This window comes from Variovorax paradoxus B4, assembly GCF_000463015.1.
GTDB lineage: Bacteria > Pseudomonadota > Gammaproteobacteria > Burkholderiales > Burkholderiaceae_C > Variovorax > Variovorax paradoxus_E.
Genome location: NC_022247.1, coordinates 1,419,016 through 1,433,913, shown reverse-complemented (window position 1 = coordinate 1,433,913; position 14,898 = coordinate 1,419,016). Strand labels below are relative to the sequence as shown.

The window sequence follows — 14,898 nt, the reverse complement described above, 5'->3', positions numbered from 1 at the left end:
GGGCCGGACGGTCGGGTGAAGGTGAATTCAGGTGGGATTCAGCGGCTTGAACACGCGCAGCCATTTCGGCGCGGGCAGGCCCCATCGAGTCTGGATCGTTTGGGCGCGCTCGGCAAGGGCTTCGCGCTTGGGCCGGCTCGGCGTGCGCTGCGCCAGCACCACCGTGTTGCCTTCGCGCGTCGGCTTGAAGGCCCAGACCGCGTCGGCGCCGAATGCAGCGGCGATTTTCTCGAGGCTGCGTTCGTAGCTCGACGAGCGGCCGAAGAGGTTGACCGTCATGCAGCCGTCTTCGGTGAGCAGCGCGCGGCAATCGGCGTAGAAGTCTTCGCTGTCGAGCACCGGCGCGGCGGCCTCATGGTCGTACAGGTCGACCTGCAGCGCATCGACCGTGCCCTGCCACTCGGGCTTGCGGATCTCGAGCGCCGCATCGGCAATGACCACGCGCAGCTTCGGGTCGTCGGCCGGCAGCTTGAACCAGCCGCGGCAGGCCGACACCACCTGCGGATTGAGCTCCACCGCGGTGGTGCGCATGCGCAGGGTCTTGCGGCAGAACTTGGTGAGCGTGGCCGCGCCGAGGCCGAGCTGCATCGCATGGCGGCTCGCCAGGCTCTTCGGGTCGGCGAACAGCAGCCAGGCCATCATGCGCTGCACGTATTCAAGTTCGATTTCGAACGGCGCATCGAGCTTCATCGAGCCCTGGACCCATTCGGTGCCAAGGTGCAGGTAGCGGATGTCGCCCCAGTCGGAAAAATTGACTTCGGGGAGAACGGGAGTTTTGCTCGTGGCCATCAAAGAAGGTGGTGGGCGTCAAAGACCTCGCGCCAGGCTGCGAGCTTGCGCTCGAAGCTCCACGACGCGTTGGCGGGGCTGGTGGAAGGCAGCTGATGGACCGGCACCCCCAGGGTGCGCGTGTGGCGCGCATGCTTGAAGCTCTCGCCGCCGTTGTGCGCAATGGCGGCCAGCCGGGGCAAGTGCAGGCCCGCGATGTCGTTGGCCACGGGCGCGCGAATGGCGGAGTCGAGGCTGCCCTCGCGCTCGCAGGCGGCGTACACGTCCCACACGCCCAGGCCGCGGTCGAGCAGCCACTCTTTCTTCTCGGGATAGCTGTCTGCGCCCATGGGGAGCGGATGGTGGGGCCAAGCGGCTTGCAAGATTTTCCAGAACTGATTTTGCGGATGCGCATAGTACTGCTGCAGTTCGAGCGACCGCACGCCCGGGAAGCTGCCCAGGATCAGCACGACGGTGACGGGCGAGACGATCGGTGCGAGTCCCGTAAGCACTGCGCTGGCGGTGCCGGGCGCGACAGGTGAATTCATGGGCGGTATCTTGGCACTGTCGACGCCCATGAAAAAAACCCGCCGAAGCGGGTTCTCTCGTCAAGGCCGAAGCCAGGTTACTTCTTGGCGGCTTCGTTCTCTGCGGTGCCGGGCACCTTCTCGCCAATGGCCTTGCCGGTGCTGCGCATGCCGTCGGCCGTCTTGTGGCCGGCGGTTTCAACGGCTTCACCCGTCTTCACGGCGGCCTTCTTGGTGGCGGTGGTGGCCTTCTTGGTGGTGCGCTTGGTCGCGTTCCAGGCCTTCTCGGTGCCGCGCTCGGTGGCGTCCACGACCTTCTTGGTCGTGCGCTTGGTGGCATCGACGGCGTCCTTGCCGGCTTCCTTCACCTTTTCAGTGGTGGTGGGTTCCGCGGTGGCCGGGGCGGCGGTGGCCGGGGCGGCGGTCTGGGCCACGGCGGACACGCCGATGGAGGCGAGCGCGAGGGCCAGCACGACGGGCACGGTGCGAATGAAAAATGTGTTCATGCAAAAGCTCCTTTGGGGATGACAGTTGGAGTGACGAACTTGCCACTGGACAAGAAACGGCACTTCGAACACCAAGGATGACAGCAAATGCGCACGCTTCCTTGCGCCGTCGCAACTCGGGATATCGGCCTACGCGGGGTGCGGCCGGCCTTCCGACAACGAAAGAAGACTTTCGAGCCCCGGCAGGGCTTTCAGCGCGTTGCGGGTGGTGGCCCGGGCCAGTTCATCGACTTCCATTCCGCGCAGCCGGGCCACCACTTCGGCGATGCGCGGCAGTTCGCCCGGTTCGTTGCGGCCCTGCGGTTCGCCGGCCGCGCGCTGCGCCTGGGTGCGGTAGAGCCAATGCGGCTGGATGTCGGGCGCATCGGTTTCCATCACCATCGAATCGAGCGGAAGCGTGGCCGCCAGCCGCCGCAGCTGCAATGCGCGATCGAAGGTGACGGTGCCGCCGAAGCCCAGCTTCAGCCCGATGTCGATGCAGGCCGTGGCCTGCTGCTCGCTGCCGTTGAACGCATGGGCGATGCCCTGCCACGGCCGGCCGGCCGCGGTCTGCCGCAGGTGCTTGAGCACCTTGTCGACCGAGCGGCGCACGTGGATGAGCACCGGCAGATCGTATTTGCGCGCGAGTTGCAACTGAGTGTGAAAAAAGTGCTGCTGCTTGTCGCTGTCCAACCCTTCCACGAAGTAGTCGAGACCGATTTCGCCGACCGCGACCAGCCGTGGGTCGCTGCGGCGTGCGGCAAGCTCGGCATCGAGCGCCTCCAGGTCGGCATCCTGCGCATTGCCGGTGCACAGCGGGTGGATTCCGAGCGCATAGGCGTCGCCCTGCACCTGCGCCAGCTCGCGCACGGTCGCAAAATTGAAGACCGCCACGGCAGGAATGACGCACAGCGCGACGCCCCGTTCGGCGGCCCGTGCACGGATGAGCGGCATTTCCGCACCGAATTCGGGCGCATCGAGGTGGCAGTGGGTATCGACAAATACAGCCATGGCGAGATGATGCCCGAAGGGATGCAAGGCAGAAGAAAGCGTGCTACTGTGACTCCCTACTCACCCGTCATCCCTTGCCGGAGGTGCCCCGATGCGCAGGCCCGCTTTTTACAGCCGTTCGCCCCGCACGCTGCCCCAAGCGGCCGATTCCGCGGCCCATCAGGCTGCCGTGTCATCGCCCGAGGGTGGAGGCAACGGTGCGCCGCCCGATTCATCGCCCCCCCCGAATCCCCATGCCAAGGCCGGCTGGCAGCCAGGCCGGCGCAGCTTTGCGTTCCTCCTGGTGCTGTGCGCCGCGCTGGTTGCAGGCGGCGCCACGTGGTGGCCCCGGCAGGGCAAGGCGTTGACGCAGAAGGACATCGATTCAGCCGTGCTGCGCACGCTGCAGACCAACACGCTCCCCTCGCCCGCCGCAAAGGCCGCCGAGATCGTGCGGCCCTCGGTGGTCCGGGTGGTCGGCTACGGCCCCGAGAAGGCCACGCCCGAGGCCAAGACCCAGAAGCGCGGCCGCAACATGGCCAAGGGCAAGCCGCCCGAAGCCGACGCGCCGCCGGGCGAGGTCGAACGCGGCGTGGGCACCGGGGTGGTCATCGTCGACAAGGGCGTGATCCTCACCAACCTGCATGTGGTTGCCGGCGCCGAGACCATCAAGGTCACCTTCTCCGACGGGCTCGAGGCCGTGGCCACCATCACCGGCGTGCAGCCCGAGAACGACCTCGCGGTGCTGCAGGCCCAGAAGATCCCCGACGACCTGATTCCCGCTGCCATGCGCTCGACCGGAGACCTGCGGCCCGGCGACCAGGTGGCCGCGGTCGGTTTTCCGTTCGGCATCGGCCCCTCGGTGTCGGCCGGCGTGGTGTCGGGCCTGAAGCGCTCGTTCCGCTCGCCCGAGGGCAAGCAGGAACTGGGCAACCTGATCCAGTTCGACGCGGCAGCCAACCCCGGCAACTCGGGTGGCCCGCTGATCAACATGGACGGCGAGGTGCTCGGCATCGTCACCGCCATCCTCAATCCCACGCAGCAGCGCACCTTCATCGGCATCGGGTTTGCGGTGCCCATTGAGAACGCGGCCTCGGCCGCGGGCTCGCCGCCGTTCTAGCCAGGAACGCCCCACGCTTTCGATTGTTTACAGAGAGGCCCTCGCATGAGCACTGAGACCCCCTTTTCCACGTCTTCCGCCACGGCCGAACTGATGGAGCAGATCCTCTACGAGGTCAAGCGCGTGGTGGTGGGCCAGGACCGCTTCCTGGAGCGCGTGATGGTGGCCATGCTCGCGGGCGGGCACCTGCTGGTCGAAGGCGTGCCGGGCCTCGCGAAGACGCTCACCATCAAGACGCTGGCCGACACCGTGCGCGGCCAGTTCAAGCGCATCCAGTTCACGCCCGACCTGGTGCCGGCCGACCTGGTGGGCACGCGCATCTACAACCAGAAGACCGGCGAGTTCAGCACCTCGCTCGGCCCGGTGTTCGCCAACCTGCTGCTGGCCGACGAAATCAACCGCGCGCCCGCCAAGGTGCAGAGCGCGCTGCTCGAGGTGATGCAGGAGCGCCAGGTCACCATTGCCGGCGAAACGCACAGGGTGCCGCGCCCCTTCCTGGTCATGGCCACGCAGAACCCGATCGAGACCGAGGGCACCTATCCGCTGCCGGAGGCGCAGGTCGACCGTTTCATGATGAAGGTGCTGGTCGACTACCCGAGCGACGAGGAAGAGTTCGTCATCGTCCAGCGCGTGATCGGCTCGCTGGTCGAGGTCAATCCGGTGGCAACCACCGAGCAGCTCGCAACCCTGCAGGCCGAGGCGCGGCGCGTGTACGTCGACCCTTCGCTCATCCAGTACGCGGTCAAGCTGGTGTCGGCCACGCGCACGCCCGACAAGCACGGCCTGAAGGACATGCGCCGCTTCATCACTTTCGGCGCGAGTCCGCGCGCGAGCATCAGCCTCACCGAAGGCGCGCGCGCGCTCGCGCTGCTGCGCGGTCGCAGCTATGCCCTGCCCGAAGACATGACGGCGCTGGTGCCCGACGTACTGCGCCATCGCGTGACGCTTTCCTACGAAGGCTTGTCCGAAGGCCTCACACCCGACAGCCTGATCGAGAAGATCATGAAGGCCGTTCCCGCTCCTCCCAAACCGCTCGAACATGAAAAGCTGGTGGCGTAAGGCCCCCGCGGCCGCGAACGACGAACGGCTCATCGCCGAAGCCGGTGGAGCGGAACGCGCGCTGCGCCGGCTCGAATGGACCGTCATCCGCCGTCTCGATGGCCTGCTGCAGGGCGACTACCGCACGCTGATGCGCGGCACCGGCCTCGACCTGGCCGACCTGCGCGAATACCAGCACAACGACGACGTGCGCCACATCGACTGGAACGTCACCGCCCGCCTGCAGACACCGCACGTGCGCGTCTTCACCGAAGACCGCGAGATGTCGGCCTGGTTCGTGCTCGACCTGAGCCGCTCGGTCGATTTCGGCTCCGGCCTCAAAGCCAAGCGCGAAATCTCGGCCGGCTTCGTCGGCGTGCTCGCGCGCCTGCTCACGCGCCACGGCAACCGGGTGGGGGCACTGGTCTACGGCACCGACCTCGAAGCGGTGATTCCGCCGCGCAGCGGCCGCCGGCACGTGCTGCATCTGCTGCATGCGATGGAGCGGCGGGCCGACAAGGTCGATGCCGCGCCCACGCAAAAAGGCATGACCCGCCTGGCCGATCTGTTGAAATCCGCCGCCACGCTGATGCCGCGCCGCTCCACCGTGTTCGTGGTGTCCGACTTCCTGAGCGAGCCCGGCTGGGAACGCCCGCTCGGCCAGTTGGTACAGCGGCATGAAGTCATTGCCGTGCGCCTGTTCGATCCGCTCGAGCTCGAGCTGCCCGATCTTGGCCTGGTGCCGCTGCGCGACGCAGAAACCGGCGAGCAGCTCTGGGTCGACACGCACGACGCCGGCTTTCGCAAGCGCTTTGCGCGCCTGGCGGCCGAGCGTGAAGCAACGCTGCGTGCTTCGCTCGCGAAAGCGGGCGTCGACGCGCTGGAGCTTTCGACCAGCGACGACCTGGTGGAAGCCATCGTTCGTTTCGCCGACCTGCGCAAGCGCCGCATGCGCATCGGCCCGGGCAGCATGAAGGCGGTGGCAGCATGACATTTCTCTGGCCTCAATTCCTCTGGTTGCTGGCGGCCTTGCCGCTGCTGGTGTTGCTCTACGTCTGGCTGATCCGCCGCAAGAAGAAGCTCGCGGTGCGCTATGCCAGCCTGTCGATCGTGCGCGAAGCGATGGGCGCCGGCCAGAGCGTGCGCCGACACATTCCACCGTTCCTGTTCCTGCTGGCCATGGCCGCGATGCTGGTGGCCGCCGCGCGGCCCATGGCGGTGGTGCTGCTGCCGTCGAACCAGCAGACCATCATCCTGGCGATGGACGTGTCGGGCAGCATGCGCGCGGCCGACGTGCTGCCCAACCGGCTGGTCGCGGCGCAGGAGGCGGCCAAGAGCTTCATCAAGGACCTGCCGCGCCACGTCAAGGTGGGCATCGTGGCCTTCGCAGGCAGCGCGCAGGTGGCGCAACTGCCCACCACCAACCACGACGACCTGATCACCGCGATCGACAGCTTCCAGCTGCAGCGCGCCACAGCCACGGGCAATGCGATCGTGGTGTCGCTCGCCACCCTGTTCCCCGATGCAGGCATCGACATCTCGCAGTTCAGCGCGCCCAGCCGCCAGCGCGGCACGCCCATCGACCAGACGGAAAAGCAGGCCAAGGAGTTCACTCCGGTGGCGCCGGGTTCCTACACCTCGGCCGCCGTCATCATGCTGACCGACGGGCAGCGCACCACCGGCGTCGATCCGCTCGATGCCGCCAAGGCCGCGGCGGACCGCGGCGTGCGCATCTACACGGTGGGCGTGGGCACGGTCGATGGTGAAACCATCGGCTTCGAGGGCTGGTCGATGCGCGTGCGGCTCGACGAGGAAACGCTCAAGGCCGTGGCCAACAAGACGCAGGCCGAATACTTCTACGCCGGCACCGCCGCCGACCTGAAGAAGGTCTACGAAACGCTGAGCTCGCGGCTCACGGTCGAGAAGAAGGAAACCGAGATCTCGGCGCTCTTCGCGCTGGGCGCGGCCATTCTGACGCTGCTGTCGGCGGGGCTGTCGCTGCTCTGGTTCAACCGGATTCTTTGACGGAGTCCAACAGGCGCGCCGACGGCGCCGCACCGGCCGGCGGAGGCGACTTCACCGCGCCGATGCCTCCCAGGAACAGGTCGGCCACGATCGGCGCAATGGACGCATGGTCGAGGCGGCCGCCGGGCTTCATCCAGGTGAACATCCAGTTGATCATGCCGAACAACAGCATGGTCAGCGGCTTGGCCAGATCGTCGCTCGGCGCGCCCGGCCGCAGGGCCGACACCGCACGCGCAAAGCCGGCCACCACCTGCCGCTCCTGGTCGAGCACGCGCTCGCGGTCTTCCTCCTCGAGAAAGCGCACGTCGTCGGTCAGCACGCGGTGGGCGTCCTGCGCGCCGGCGTATTCCTCGACGATGCGGTAGATGAAACGGCGCAGCCGCTCTTCGTCGGTGTGCACCGACGCCTCTTCCTCGGCCACCAGCGCGGCCAGGCGCGAGACATGCGTCTCGGCAATGCTGATCAAGAGACTGCTCTTGTCCTTGTAATAGTGATAGAGCGTCGCCTTCGAAAGATTGCAGGCCTCGGCCACCTGGTTCATCGAGGTGGCGGGATAGCCGCGGCGCGCGAACAGCTGGGCGGCCTGCGCCAGGATGAACTCGCGCTGGTCGTCGTAGGTGGCGGATCTTCCACGCGGCATCGGGTCTTCTTTCTTCCTTGATGGGCAGTTGTTGCGGGCAACCCGTGATCTTGCACGAAGCTATCCGCGCCGCGTCGCGATCAGCGAGCGCACCTCGGAGGCGGGCAGGCGCGGGCGGCCGGGCTCCATCTGCTGCAGCGGCGCGACCTCGTGCAGGCTGGCCAGGCTGCGCACGGTGAGCGCCTGGTAGGTCTGCGTGCCTTCGAGCTTCCAGGCAATTTCTTCCTCGCTCAGCGTCTTCTTCACCCTGGCCGGAATGCCCGCCACGAGCGTGCGCCCCGGCACCTTCATGCCGGCCGGCACGAAGGCGCAGGCCGCCACGATGGCCTGCTCGCCGATCTCGGCCTCGTCCATCACCACCGCGTTCATGCCCACCAGTGCATCGCGCCGGACGATGCAGCTGTGCAGGATCGCGCCGTGGCCGATGTGGCCGTTGACCTCGACCACCGTGTCCTGGTCCGGAAAGCCGTGGATGCAGCAGTGGTCCTGCACGTTCGAGCCCTCCTGCAGCACGATGCGGCCGAAATCGCCGCGCAGGCTGGCGCAGGGGCCGACGTAGCAGCCGGGGCCGACGATCACGTCGCCGATCAGGACAGCGCTGGGGTGCACGTAGGCCGTCGGGTCGACGACGGGAATCACGCCGTCGATGGAGTAGCTGGGCATTCGATCGGTCTCCTTTGTTGCGGGCTCAGGGTTTGCCCTGAAGCCACCCGCTTGTGCCGGCATCGAGGTCGATCTTAAAATCTACCGGACGGTCGGTCAATAGTGTTTAAGGATAAGAGACAAGTCCATGGCAGAGCCTTTAGTTCTCACCAGCAATGCCGGCGCCGTTCGCACGCTGAGCCTCAACCGCCCCGCAGCGCTCAACAGCTTCACGACCGAACTGCACGGCGAACTGATGGCGGCGTTGAACCTTGCGGCCGACGATCCGGAAGTGCGTTGCTTGGTGCTCACGGGCGCGGGCCGCGCCTTCTGCGCCGGGCAGGATCTCGCCGATCCCTCGGTCGCACCCGACCCCACGCCCGGGGCCGCGCCCAAGGACCTGGGCCACGTCATCTCCACCTGGTACGCCCCGCTCGTCGCGCGGCTGCGCTCGATGCCGGTGCCCGTGGTCGCCGCCGTCAACGGCGTTGCCGCCGGAGCGGGCGCCAACATCGCACTGTGCTGCGACCTCGTCCTGGCTGCGCGTTCGGCCAGCTTCATCCAGGCCTTCACCAAGATCGGCCTCGTGCCCGACACCGGCGGCACATGGCTGCTGCCCCGCCTCGTCGGTTCTGCGCGCGCGCTGGGCATCGCGATGCTGGGCGACAAGCTGCCGGCCGAGGAAGCCGCGCGCATCGGCCTGATCTGGCAGTGCGTGGAAGACGCGGCGCTGGCCAACACAGCCGCCGCGCTCGCCTTGGAGCTGGCCGGCATGCCGACCCGCGCCCTCGTCGCCACACGCCAGGCCATGGCCGCGGCGCAGGACATGGACCTCGATACGGCACTTGCCGAAGAAGCCCGCATCCAGCGCGAGATGGGCAATGCCGGCGACTACCGCGAAGGTGTCGAAGCCTTCCGTGCCAAGCGCGCGCCGCAATTCAAGGACCGCTAGGCCATGGCAGACACCACCCGCACTCCCCAGCAGACTGCCGAGCACGTCCGCGACGGCATGTTCGCGAACGACAACGCCAGCAAGGGCCTCGGCATGCGCATCGTCGAGGTCGGCCCCGGCCAGGCCACGCTCGAAATGCGCGTGCGCCCCGACATGCTCAACGGCCACGCCATCTGCCACGGCGGCTTCATGGCCACGCTGGCCGATTCCACCTTTGCCTTCGCCTGCAACTCGTACAACGAGCTGACCGTGGCCTCGGGTTTTTCGATCGACTTCATTGCGCCGGCGCGCGAAGGCGACATGCTCACCGCGCGTTGCTTCGAGGTTTCGAAGGCCGGGCGCACCGGCGTGTACGACACCGAAATCACCAACCAGCGCGGCGAGCGCGTCGCGATGTTTCGCGGCCGCTCGTACACCGCCAAGGGCCGCCCCGCCGTTGCCGCCTGAGGAGACAAGCACCATGACAGCCAGACACCCCGCTCCCGGCGAGCTCGAGCCCATCGAAACCGCGAGCCGCGACGAGATCACCTCGCTTCAGCTCAGCCGCCTGCGCGCCACGTTGCAGCGCGCGTATGACAACGTGCCGCACTACCGCAAGGCCTTCGATGCCAAGGGCGTGCACCCCCATGATCTGAAGTCGCTGGCCGACCTGTCGAAGTTTCCGTTCACGGTGAAGACCGACCTGCGCGACAACTACCCCTTCGGCATGTTCGCCGTGCCGCGCACGCAGGTGGCGCGCATCCATGCCTCGTCGGGCACCACCGGCAAGCCGACCGTGGTGGGCTACACGCTGAAGGACATCGACACCTGGGCCGACCTCGTCGCCCGCTCCATCCGCGCGGCGGGCGGCCGCGCTGGCGACATGGTGCACGTGTCGTACGGCTACGGCCTCTTCACCGGCGGCCTGGGCGCGCACTACGGTGCCGAGCGCGCGGGCTGCACCGTCATTCCGATGTCGGGCGGCCAGACCGAGAAGCAGGTGCAGCTGATCCAGGACTTCAAGCCCGACATCATCATGGTCACGCCCAGCTACATGCAGGTGATCATCGAGCAGTTCGAGCGCCTGGGCCTCGATGCCAAAGACAGCTCGCTCAAGATCGGCATCTTCGGCGCCGAGCCGTGGACCGAGGCCATGCGCCGCGACATCGAAGGCAAGGCCGGCCTCGATGCGGTCGACATCTACGGCCTCTCCGAAGTGATGGGCCCGGGCGTGGCCAGCGAATGCGTCGAGAGCAAGGACGGCCCCGTGATCTGGGAAGACCACTTCTACCCCGAGATCATCGACCCCGACACCGGCGAGCTGAAGGCCGACGGCGAAGAAGGCGAACTGGTCTTCACCTCGCTGAGCAAGGAGGCCATGCCCATCGTGCGCTACCGCACGCGCGACCTCACGCGGCTGTTGCCGCCCACCTCGCGCGCCTTCCGCCGCATGGGCAAGATCGTCGGGCGCAGCGACGACATGATGATCATCCGCGGCGTCAATGTCTTTCCCACGCAGGTGGAAGAGATCGTGCTCGCGCACGAGCGCCTCTCGGGCCTCTACCAGGTGCACGTGCGCCGCGAGGGCCTGCTCGACGAGGTCGAGGTGCACTGCGAGCTCGAGCACCGCAACGCCGCCGTCGACGAAGCCGAGCGCAGGGCCATCGCTGCCTGGGTGCAGGACCGCGTGAAGACGCTGGTCGGCATCTCGACCACGGTGCGCGTGTTCGACCCCGATTCCATCGAACGCACGCAGACCGGCAAGGCCCGCCGCGTGATCGACACACGCCCGCGCTGAGCGCGCCGTTTCAACCCCTTTTGCGAAGGACACGCACATGTACACCCAGGCCATGGACACCATGGGCAAGGACGCAGGCGACGGCAAGCAGAAAGCCGTGCGCTCCGCCGAGGAGATGCGGCTCGAGGAGCGCTTCGACGCGCACATCGACGCCGGCGACTTCATCGAAGCGAAGGACTGGATGCCCGAGCACTACCGCAAGACGCTGGTGCGCCAGATCAGCCAGCATGCGCATTCCGAAATCGTCGGCATGCTGCCCGAAGGCAACTGGATCGGCCGCGCCCCCACGCTCAAGCGCAAGGCCATCCTGCTGGCCAAGGTGCAGGACGAAGGCGGCCACGGGCTCTACCTGTATGCAGCCGCCGAAACGCTGGGCACCTCGCGCGACCAGATGGTCGATGCGCTGCACAGCGGCCGCGCCAAGTACAGCTCGATCTTCAACTACCCCACGCTGACCTGGGCCGACATGGGCACCATCGGCTGGCTGGTCGATGGCGCGGCCATCATGAACCAGGTGCCGATCTGCCGCTGCTCGTATGCGCCGTACGCGCGCGCCATGATCCGCATCTGCCGCGAGGAGAGCTTTCACCAGCGCCAGGGCTACGAAGCGCTGCTGACCATGATGACCCACGGCACCGAGGCGCAGAAGGCGATGGTGCAGGACGCGGTCAACCGCTGGTGGTGGCCCTCGGTCATGATGTTCGGCCCGCCCGACGACCAGTCGCCCAACAGCGCGCAGTCGATGCGCTGGGGCATCAAGCGCTTCAGCAACGACGAGCTGCGCCAGAAGTTCATCGACGCCACCGTGGAACAGGCGCGCATCCTCGGCGTGACCTTGCCCGACCCCGACCTGAAGTGGAACGAGGAGCGCCAGGCGCACGACTTCGGCGCCATCGACTGGAGCGAGTTCTGGCGCGTGATCGGCGGTGACGGCCCCTGCAACCGCGAACGCCTCCAGGCCCGCGTCGACGCCTGGGAAGACGGCGCATGGGTGCGCGAAGCCGCGATGGCCCACGCGAACAAGCAACCGATGAAGGAAGCAGCATGACCACCGATACGAAACAGGAATGGCCGCTCTGGGAAGTGTTCGTGCGCAGCAAGGCCGGGCTCGACCACAAGCATTGCGGCAGCCTGCACGCGGCCGATTCGAAGATGGCGATCCAGATGGCGCGCGACGTCTACACACGCCGCCAGGAAGGCAGCAGCATCTGGGTGGTGCGTTCCGAGCAGATCGTGGCGAGCGACCCGGGGGACAAGGACATGTTCTTCGATCCGGCGGAGGACAAGGTCTACCGCCATCCCACTTTCTATAAGTTGCCCAAGTCGGTCGACCACATGTAGCCAGCCATGAAACGTCTGCCTGTTGCTCTTGGCCGCGTTGCTTGTTCGGGGCGCGCTCCCGCCGCCGGGGGGACATTCGCGGAAGGGAGTACCCGGTGGCCTGTGCACACGCCCCGAACGAACGAACAAACGAACCCCGAACACAACGCGCGCTGGAGCCATTGAAATGCAAGCATCCATAGAACTGAACCGCACCCCCGCCGTGCAATACCTGCTGCGCATAGGCGACACCTGCCTCGTGCTGGCACAGCGGCTTGGCGAATGGTGCGGCCACGCACCCGTGCTGGAAGAAGACATCGCTATGGCCAATATCGCGCTCGACCTCGTCGGCCAGGCCCGCGCGCTGCTCACCCACGCGGGAAAGCTTGAAGGCACCGGCCGTGAGCACGACGAAGACCAGCTCGCCTACCTGCGCGACGAGCGCGACTACTTCAACCTCACCCTGGTCGAACTGCCGCGCGGCGACTTTGCCTTCGCCGTGCTGCGCAACACCATGGTCGCCACGCTGCTCAAGCTGCTGTGGCAGCGCCTCGCCGCGTCGAGCGATGCCGACGTGGCCGCCATCGCCGGCAAGGCCGTGAAGGAAGCGCGCTACCACCAGCAGCATTCGGGCGACTGGGTCGTGCGGCTCGGCGACGGCACCGACGAATCGCGCCGCCGCACCGAGCGTGCCCTGAAGCAGCTCTGGCTCTACGTGCCCGAGCTGTTCGAGAGCGATGCGGTGGATGCGCAAGCCAGTGCGAGCGGCCTCGGCCCCGCATGGAGCGAACTGCGCGAGCCGTGGCTCGCCGAGATGCAGCAGGTGCTCGACGCGGCCGGGCTCGCGATGCCGCAGGAGGCCGCCTTCCGCAGCACCGGCAAGCAGGGCGTGCACAGCGAGCACATGGGCTACATCCTGGCGGAGATGCAGTATCTCCAGCGCGCCTATCCCGGAGGCGTGTGGTGAACACCGCGATCGCATCGCGCGTGGACGCGGCATGGGCCGTGCTGCACACCGTCCTCGACCCCGAGGTGCCGGCCGTGTCGGTCTGCGACCTGGGCATCGTGCGCGAGGTGATCGCGCATGACGACGGGCTGGAGATCGTTCTCACGCCGACGTACTCGGGCTGCCCCGCGACCGAGGCCATCGAGCATGACGTGCTGGCCGCCATCGAAAACGCCGGCCTCGGCCGCGCACGCGCCACCCTGCGGCGCGCGCCCGCCTGGAGCAGCGACTGGATCAGCGAGGAAGGCCGCGCCAAGCTCAAGGCCTATGGCATTGCGCCGCCGGCCCACCTCACGCCCGAGGCAGCCGCCGGCACCGCCATGCCCATCCGCCTCTTCGGCCGCATCGCCGGCAGCGAACGAATTGCCTGCCCGCGCTGCGCGAGCGAGCGCACCGAACGCCTGTCCGCCTTCGGCTCCACCGCATGCAAGGCGCTCTACCGCTGTCTCGCCTGCCGCGAACCCTTCGAACACTTCAAGCCGATCTGAGCGATGAGCACCCTCTTCCATCCCCTGCGCGTGAAGACCGTCGAGCCCGATACCTCGGAGGCCGTCATCGTCTCCTTCGAGGTGCCACCCGAGCTGCAGCAAGTCTTCGGCTTCACGCAGGGCCAGTACCTCACGCTGCGCCACGACATCGACGGGCAGGACCTGCGCCGCTCGTATTCGATCTGCGCCGGCCTGGACGACGGCGAACTGCGCGTGGGCGTGCGCAAGGTGCAGGGCGGCGTGTTCTCCAACTGGATCAACGCGCATCTGCAGCCCGGCGACACGGTGCAGGTCATGGCGCCGCAAGGCCGCTTCTTCGTGCCGATCGAGCCGGCCTCCGCGCGCCATCACCTCGGCATTGCGGGCGGCAGCGGCATCACGCCGATCCTCTCGATCATGAAGACGGTGCTCGCGCGCGAGCCGCTGAGCCGCTTCACGCTGATCTACGGCAACCGGCAGCTGCAGTCCACGATGTTCAAGGAAGAGATCGAGGACCTGAAGAACCGCTACATGACGCGACTCGCGCTGCAGCTGGTGTTCTCCGACGAGCAGACGGATTCGCCGCTCGGCCGCGGCGTAATGAACCGCGAGAAGATCGGCGAGTTCCTGAACACGCTGGTGCCGGCCGCCAGCATCGACCACGCCTACATCTGCGGCCCGTTCCAGATGAACGACGAGGCCGAGGCCGCGCTGCTCGCCGCGGGCGTGCCCGAGGAGCGCATCCACATCGAGCGCTTCGGCGTCGCGCTGCCTTCGGCGACATCGGCAGGCCAGGTCGGTGCGGTGGTGCACGAGGCCCTGCCCGGCGATGCCAAGCAGGCGCGCATCACCATCGTGCGCGACGGGCTCCAGCGCGAGATCACCTTCACCGAAGGGCAGCCGAGCATCCTCGATGCGGCGTCGGCCGCCGGCCTCGAAGTGCCGTTCTCCTGCACCTCCGGCGTGTGCGGCACCTGCCGCGCGAAGCTGGTGGAGGGGGAAGTCCGCATGGAAAGAAACTTCGCGCTCGACAAGAATGAGGTAGCCGCGGGATTCGTGCTGACCTGCCAGGCCCACCCTCTCACAGAACGTGTCACCTTGTCCTTCGACGAGCGTTGACACCACAACGATTTTTCAACCC

18 protein-coding genes are annotated in these 14,898 nt (G+C 67.3%); 12 read left to right on the top strand and 6 right to left on the bottom strand.

The window, feature by feature from the left end; all coding sequences use genetic code 11:
* Nucleotides 1-27: 27 nt before the first annotated feature.
* The 4 genes from VAPA_RS06485 to VAPA_RS06470 form a co-directional block, all read right to left on the bottom strand.
* Nucleotides 28-789, bottom strand: a complete 762-nt coding sequence (locus VAPA_RS06485; RefSeq protein WP_041946028.1) for a class I SAM-dependent methyltransferase — start codon at nucleotides 787-789, stop codon at nucleotides 28-30.
* Nucleotides 789-1,316, bottom strand: a complete 528-nt coding sequence (locus VAPA_RS06480; protein ID WP_021005969.1) for a DNA-deoxyinosine glycosylase — start codon at nucleotides 1,314-1,316, stop codon at nucleotides 789-791. The genes VAPA_RS06485 and VAPA_RS06480 overlap by 1 nt, the downstream gene beginning before the upstream one ends.
* A 77-nt stretch (nucleotides 1,317-1,393) precedes the next feature.
* Nucleotides 1,394-1,801 carry a hypothetical protein gene (locus VAPA_RS06475; RefSeq protein WP_021005968.1) on the bottom strand — a complete coding sequence of 136 codons (408 nt, stop codon included), beginning with the start codon at nucleotides 1,799-1,801 and terminating at the stop codon, nucleotides 1,394-1,396.
* Nucleotides 1,802-1,930: 129 nt separating this feature from the next.
* On the bottom strand, nucleotides 1,931-2,791 hold the full coding sequence (locus VAPA_RS06470) for a TatD family hydrolase (protein WP_021005967.1): 861 nt from the start codon (nucleotides 2,789-2,791) through the stop codon (nucleotides 1,931-1,933).
* A 91-nt stretch (nucleotides 2,792-2,882) separates the two neighbouring features.
* Between VAPA_RS06470 and VAPA_RS06465 the strand changes: the two genes are divergently transcribed.
* Genes VAPA_RS06465 through VAPA_RS06450 form a run of 4 tightly spaced genes read left to right on the top strand, consistent with a single transcriptional unit; the run spans nucleotide 2,883 to nucleotide 6,953 of the window.
* On the top strand, nucleotides 2,883-3,890 hold the full coding sequence (locus VAPA_RS06465; protein WP_021005966.1) for a S1C family serine protease: 1,008 nt from the start codon (nucleotides 2,883-2,885) through the stop codon (nucleotides 3,888-3,890).
* Between the two features lie 45 nt (nucleotides 3,891-3,935).
* Nucleotides 3,936-4,949, top strand: coding sequence for an AAA family ATPase (locus VAPA_RS06460; protein WP_021005965.1), 1,014 nt, complete (start codon nucleotides 3,936-3,938; stop codon nucleotides 4,947-4,949).
* Complete coding sequence (locus tag VAPA_RS06455) at nucleotides 4,930-5,919, top strand: DUF58 domain-containing protein (RefSeq protein WP_021005964.1); 990 nt, start codon at nucleotides 4,930-4,932, stop codon at nucleotides 5,917-5,919. The genes VAPA_RS06460 and VAPA_RS06455 overlap by 20 nt, the downstream gene beginning before the upstream one ends.
* A complete protein-coding gene (locus tag VAPA_RS06450) occupies nucleotides 5,916-6,953 on the top strand; it encodes a VWA domain-containing protein (RefSeq protein WP_021005963.1) in 1,038 nt (345 codons plus the stop codon). Before VAPA_RS06455 ends, VAPA_RS06450 begins: the two co-directional genes overlap by 4 nt.
* On the opposite strand, the gene VAPA_RS06445 is transcribed toward VAPA_RS06450, so the two are convergent.
* Both VAPA_RS06445 and VAPA_RS06440 read right to left on the bottom strand, forming a co-directional pair.
* Nucleotides 6,937-7,593 carry a TetR/AcrR family transcriptional regulator gene (locus VAPA_RS06445; protein WP_021005962.1) on the bottom strand — a complete coding sequence of 219 codons (657 nt, stop codon included), beginning with the start codon at nucleotides 7,591-7,593 and terminating at the stop codon, nucleotides 6,937-6,939. The two genes, VAPA_RS06450 and VAPA_RS06445, sit on opposite strands and share 17 nt — an antisense overlap.
* Nucleotides 7,594-7,653: 60 nt before the next feature.
* Nucleotides 7,654-8,256, bottom strand: a complete 603-nt coding sequence (locus VAPA_RS06440; RefSeq protein WP_021005961.1) for a phenylacetic acid degradation protein PaaY — start codon at nucleotides 8,254-8,256, stop codon at nucleotides 7,654-7,656.
* A 127-nt stretch (nucleotides 8,257-8,383) separates the two neighbouring features.
* On the opposite strand from VAPA_RS06440, the gene VAPA_RS06435 reads away from it, so the two are divergent.
* From VAPA_RS06435 to paaE, 8 genes are all read left to right on the top strand, one after another.
* Complete coding sequence (locus tag VAPA_RS06435; protein WP_021005960.1) at nucleotides 8,384-9,187, top strand: enoyl-CoA hydratase-related protein; 804 nt, start codon at nucleotides 8,384-8,386, stop codon at nucleotides 9,185-9,187.
* A gap of 3 nt (nucleotides 9,188-9,190) precedes the next feature.
* Nucleotides 9,191-9,634 (top strand): hydroxyphenylacetyl-CoA thioesterase PaaI, encoded by a 444-nt coding sequence (gene paaI / locus VAPA_RS06430; RefSeq protein WP_021005959.1) that lies wholly within the window; start codon nucleotides 9,191-9,193, stop codon nucleotides 9,632-9,634.
* 13 nt (nucleotides 9,635-9,647) lie between these two features.
* Nucleotides 9,648-10,964 carry a phenylacetate--CoA ligase PaaK gene (paaK, locus tag VAPA_RS06425; protein WP_021005958.1) on the top strand — a complete coding sequence of 439 codons (1,317 nt, stop codon included), beginning with the start codon at nucleotides 9,648-9,650 and terminating at the stop codon, nucleotides 10,962-10,964.
* Nucleotides 10,965-11,001: 37 nt separating this feature from the next.
* On the top strand, nucleotides 11,002-12,012 hold the full coding sequence (gene paaA, locus VAPA_RS06420; protein ID WP_021005957.1) for a 1,2-phenylacetyl-CoA epoxidase subunit PaaA: 1,011 nt from the start codon (nucleotides 11,002-11,004) through the stop codon (nucleotides 12,010-12,012).
* Complete coding sequence (paaB, locus tag VAPA_RS06415; RefSeq protein WP_021005956.1) at nucleotides 12,009-12,305, top strand: 1,2-phenylacetyl-CoA epoxidase subunit PaaB; 297 nt, start codon at nucleotides 12,009-12,011, stop codon at nucleotides 12,303-12,305. The genes paaA and paaB overlap by 4 nt, the downstream gene beginning before the upstream one ends.
* Nucleotides 12,306-12,471: 166 nt before the next feature.
* Nucleotides 12,472-13,251 carry a 1,2-phenylacetyl-CoA epoxidase subunit PaaC gene (paaC, locus tag VAPA_RS06410; protein ID WP_021005955.1) on the top strand — a complete coding sequence of 260 codons (780 nt, stop codon included), beginning with the start codon at nucleotides 12,472-12,474 and terminating at the stop codon, nucleotides 13,249-13,251.
* Nucleotides 13,248-13,778: a 1,2-phenylacetyl-CoA epoxidase subunit PaaD gene (gene paaD / locus VAPA_RS06405; protein WP_021005954.1), complete on the top strand. Its 531-nt coding sequence runs from the start codon at nucleotides 13,248-13,250 to the stop codon at nucleotides 13,776-13,778. Before paaC ends, paaD begins: the two co-directional genes overlap by 4 nt.
* 3 nt (nucleotides 13,779-13,781) lie before the next feature.
* Entirely contained in the window at nucleotides 13,782-14,876 is a 1,095-nt protein-coding gene (paaE, locus tag VAPA_RS06400) for a 1,2-phenylacetyl-CoA epoxidase subunit PaaE (protein WP_021005953.1), read from the top strand.
* The last annotated feature ends 22 nt before the right edge of the window (nucleotides 14,877-14,898 follow it).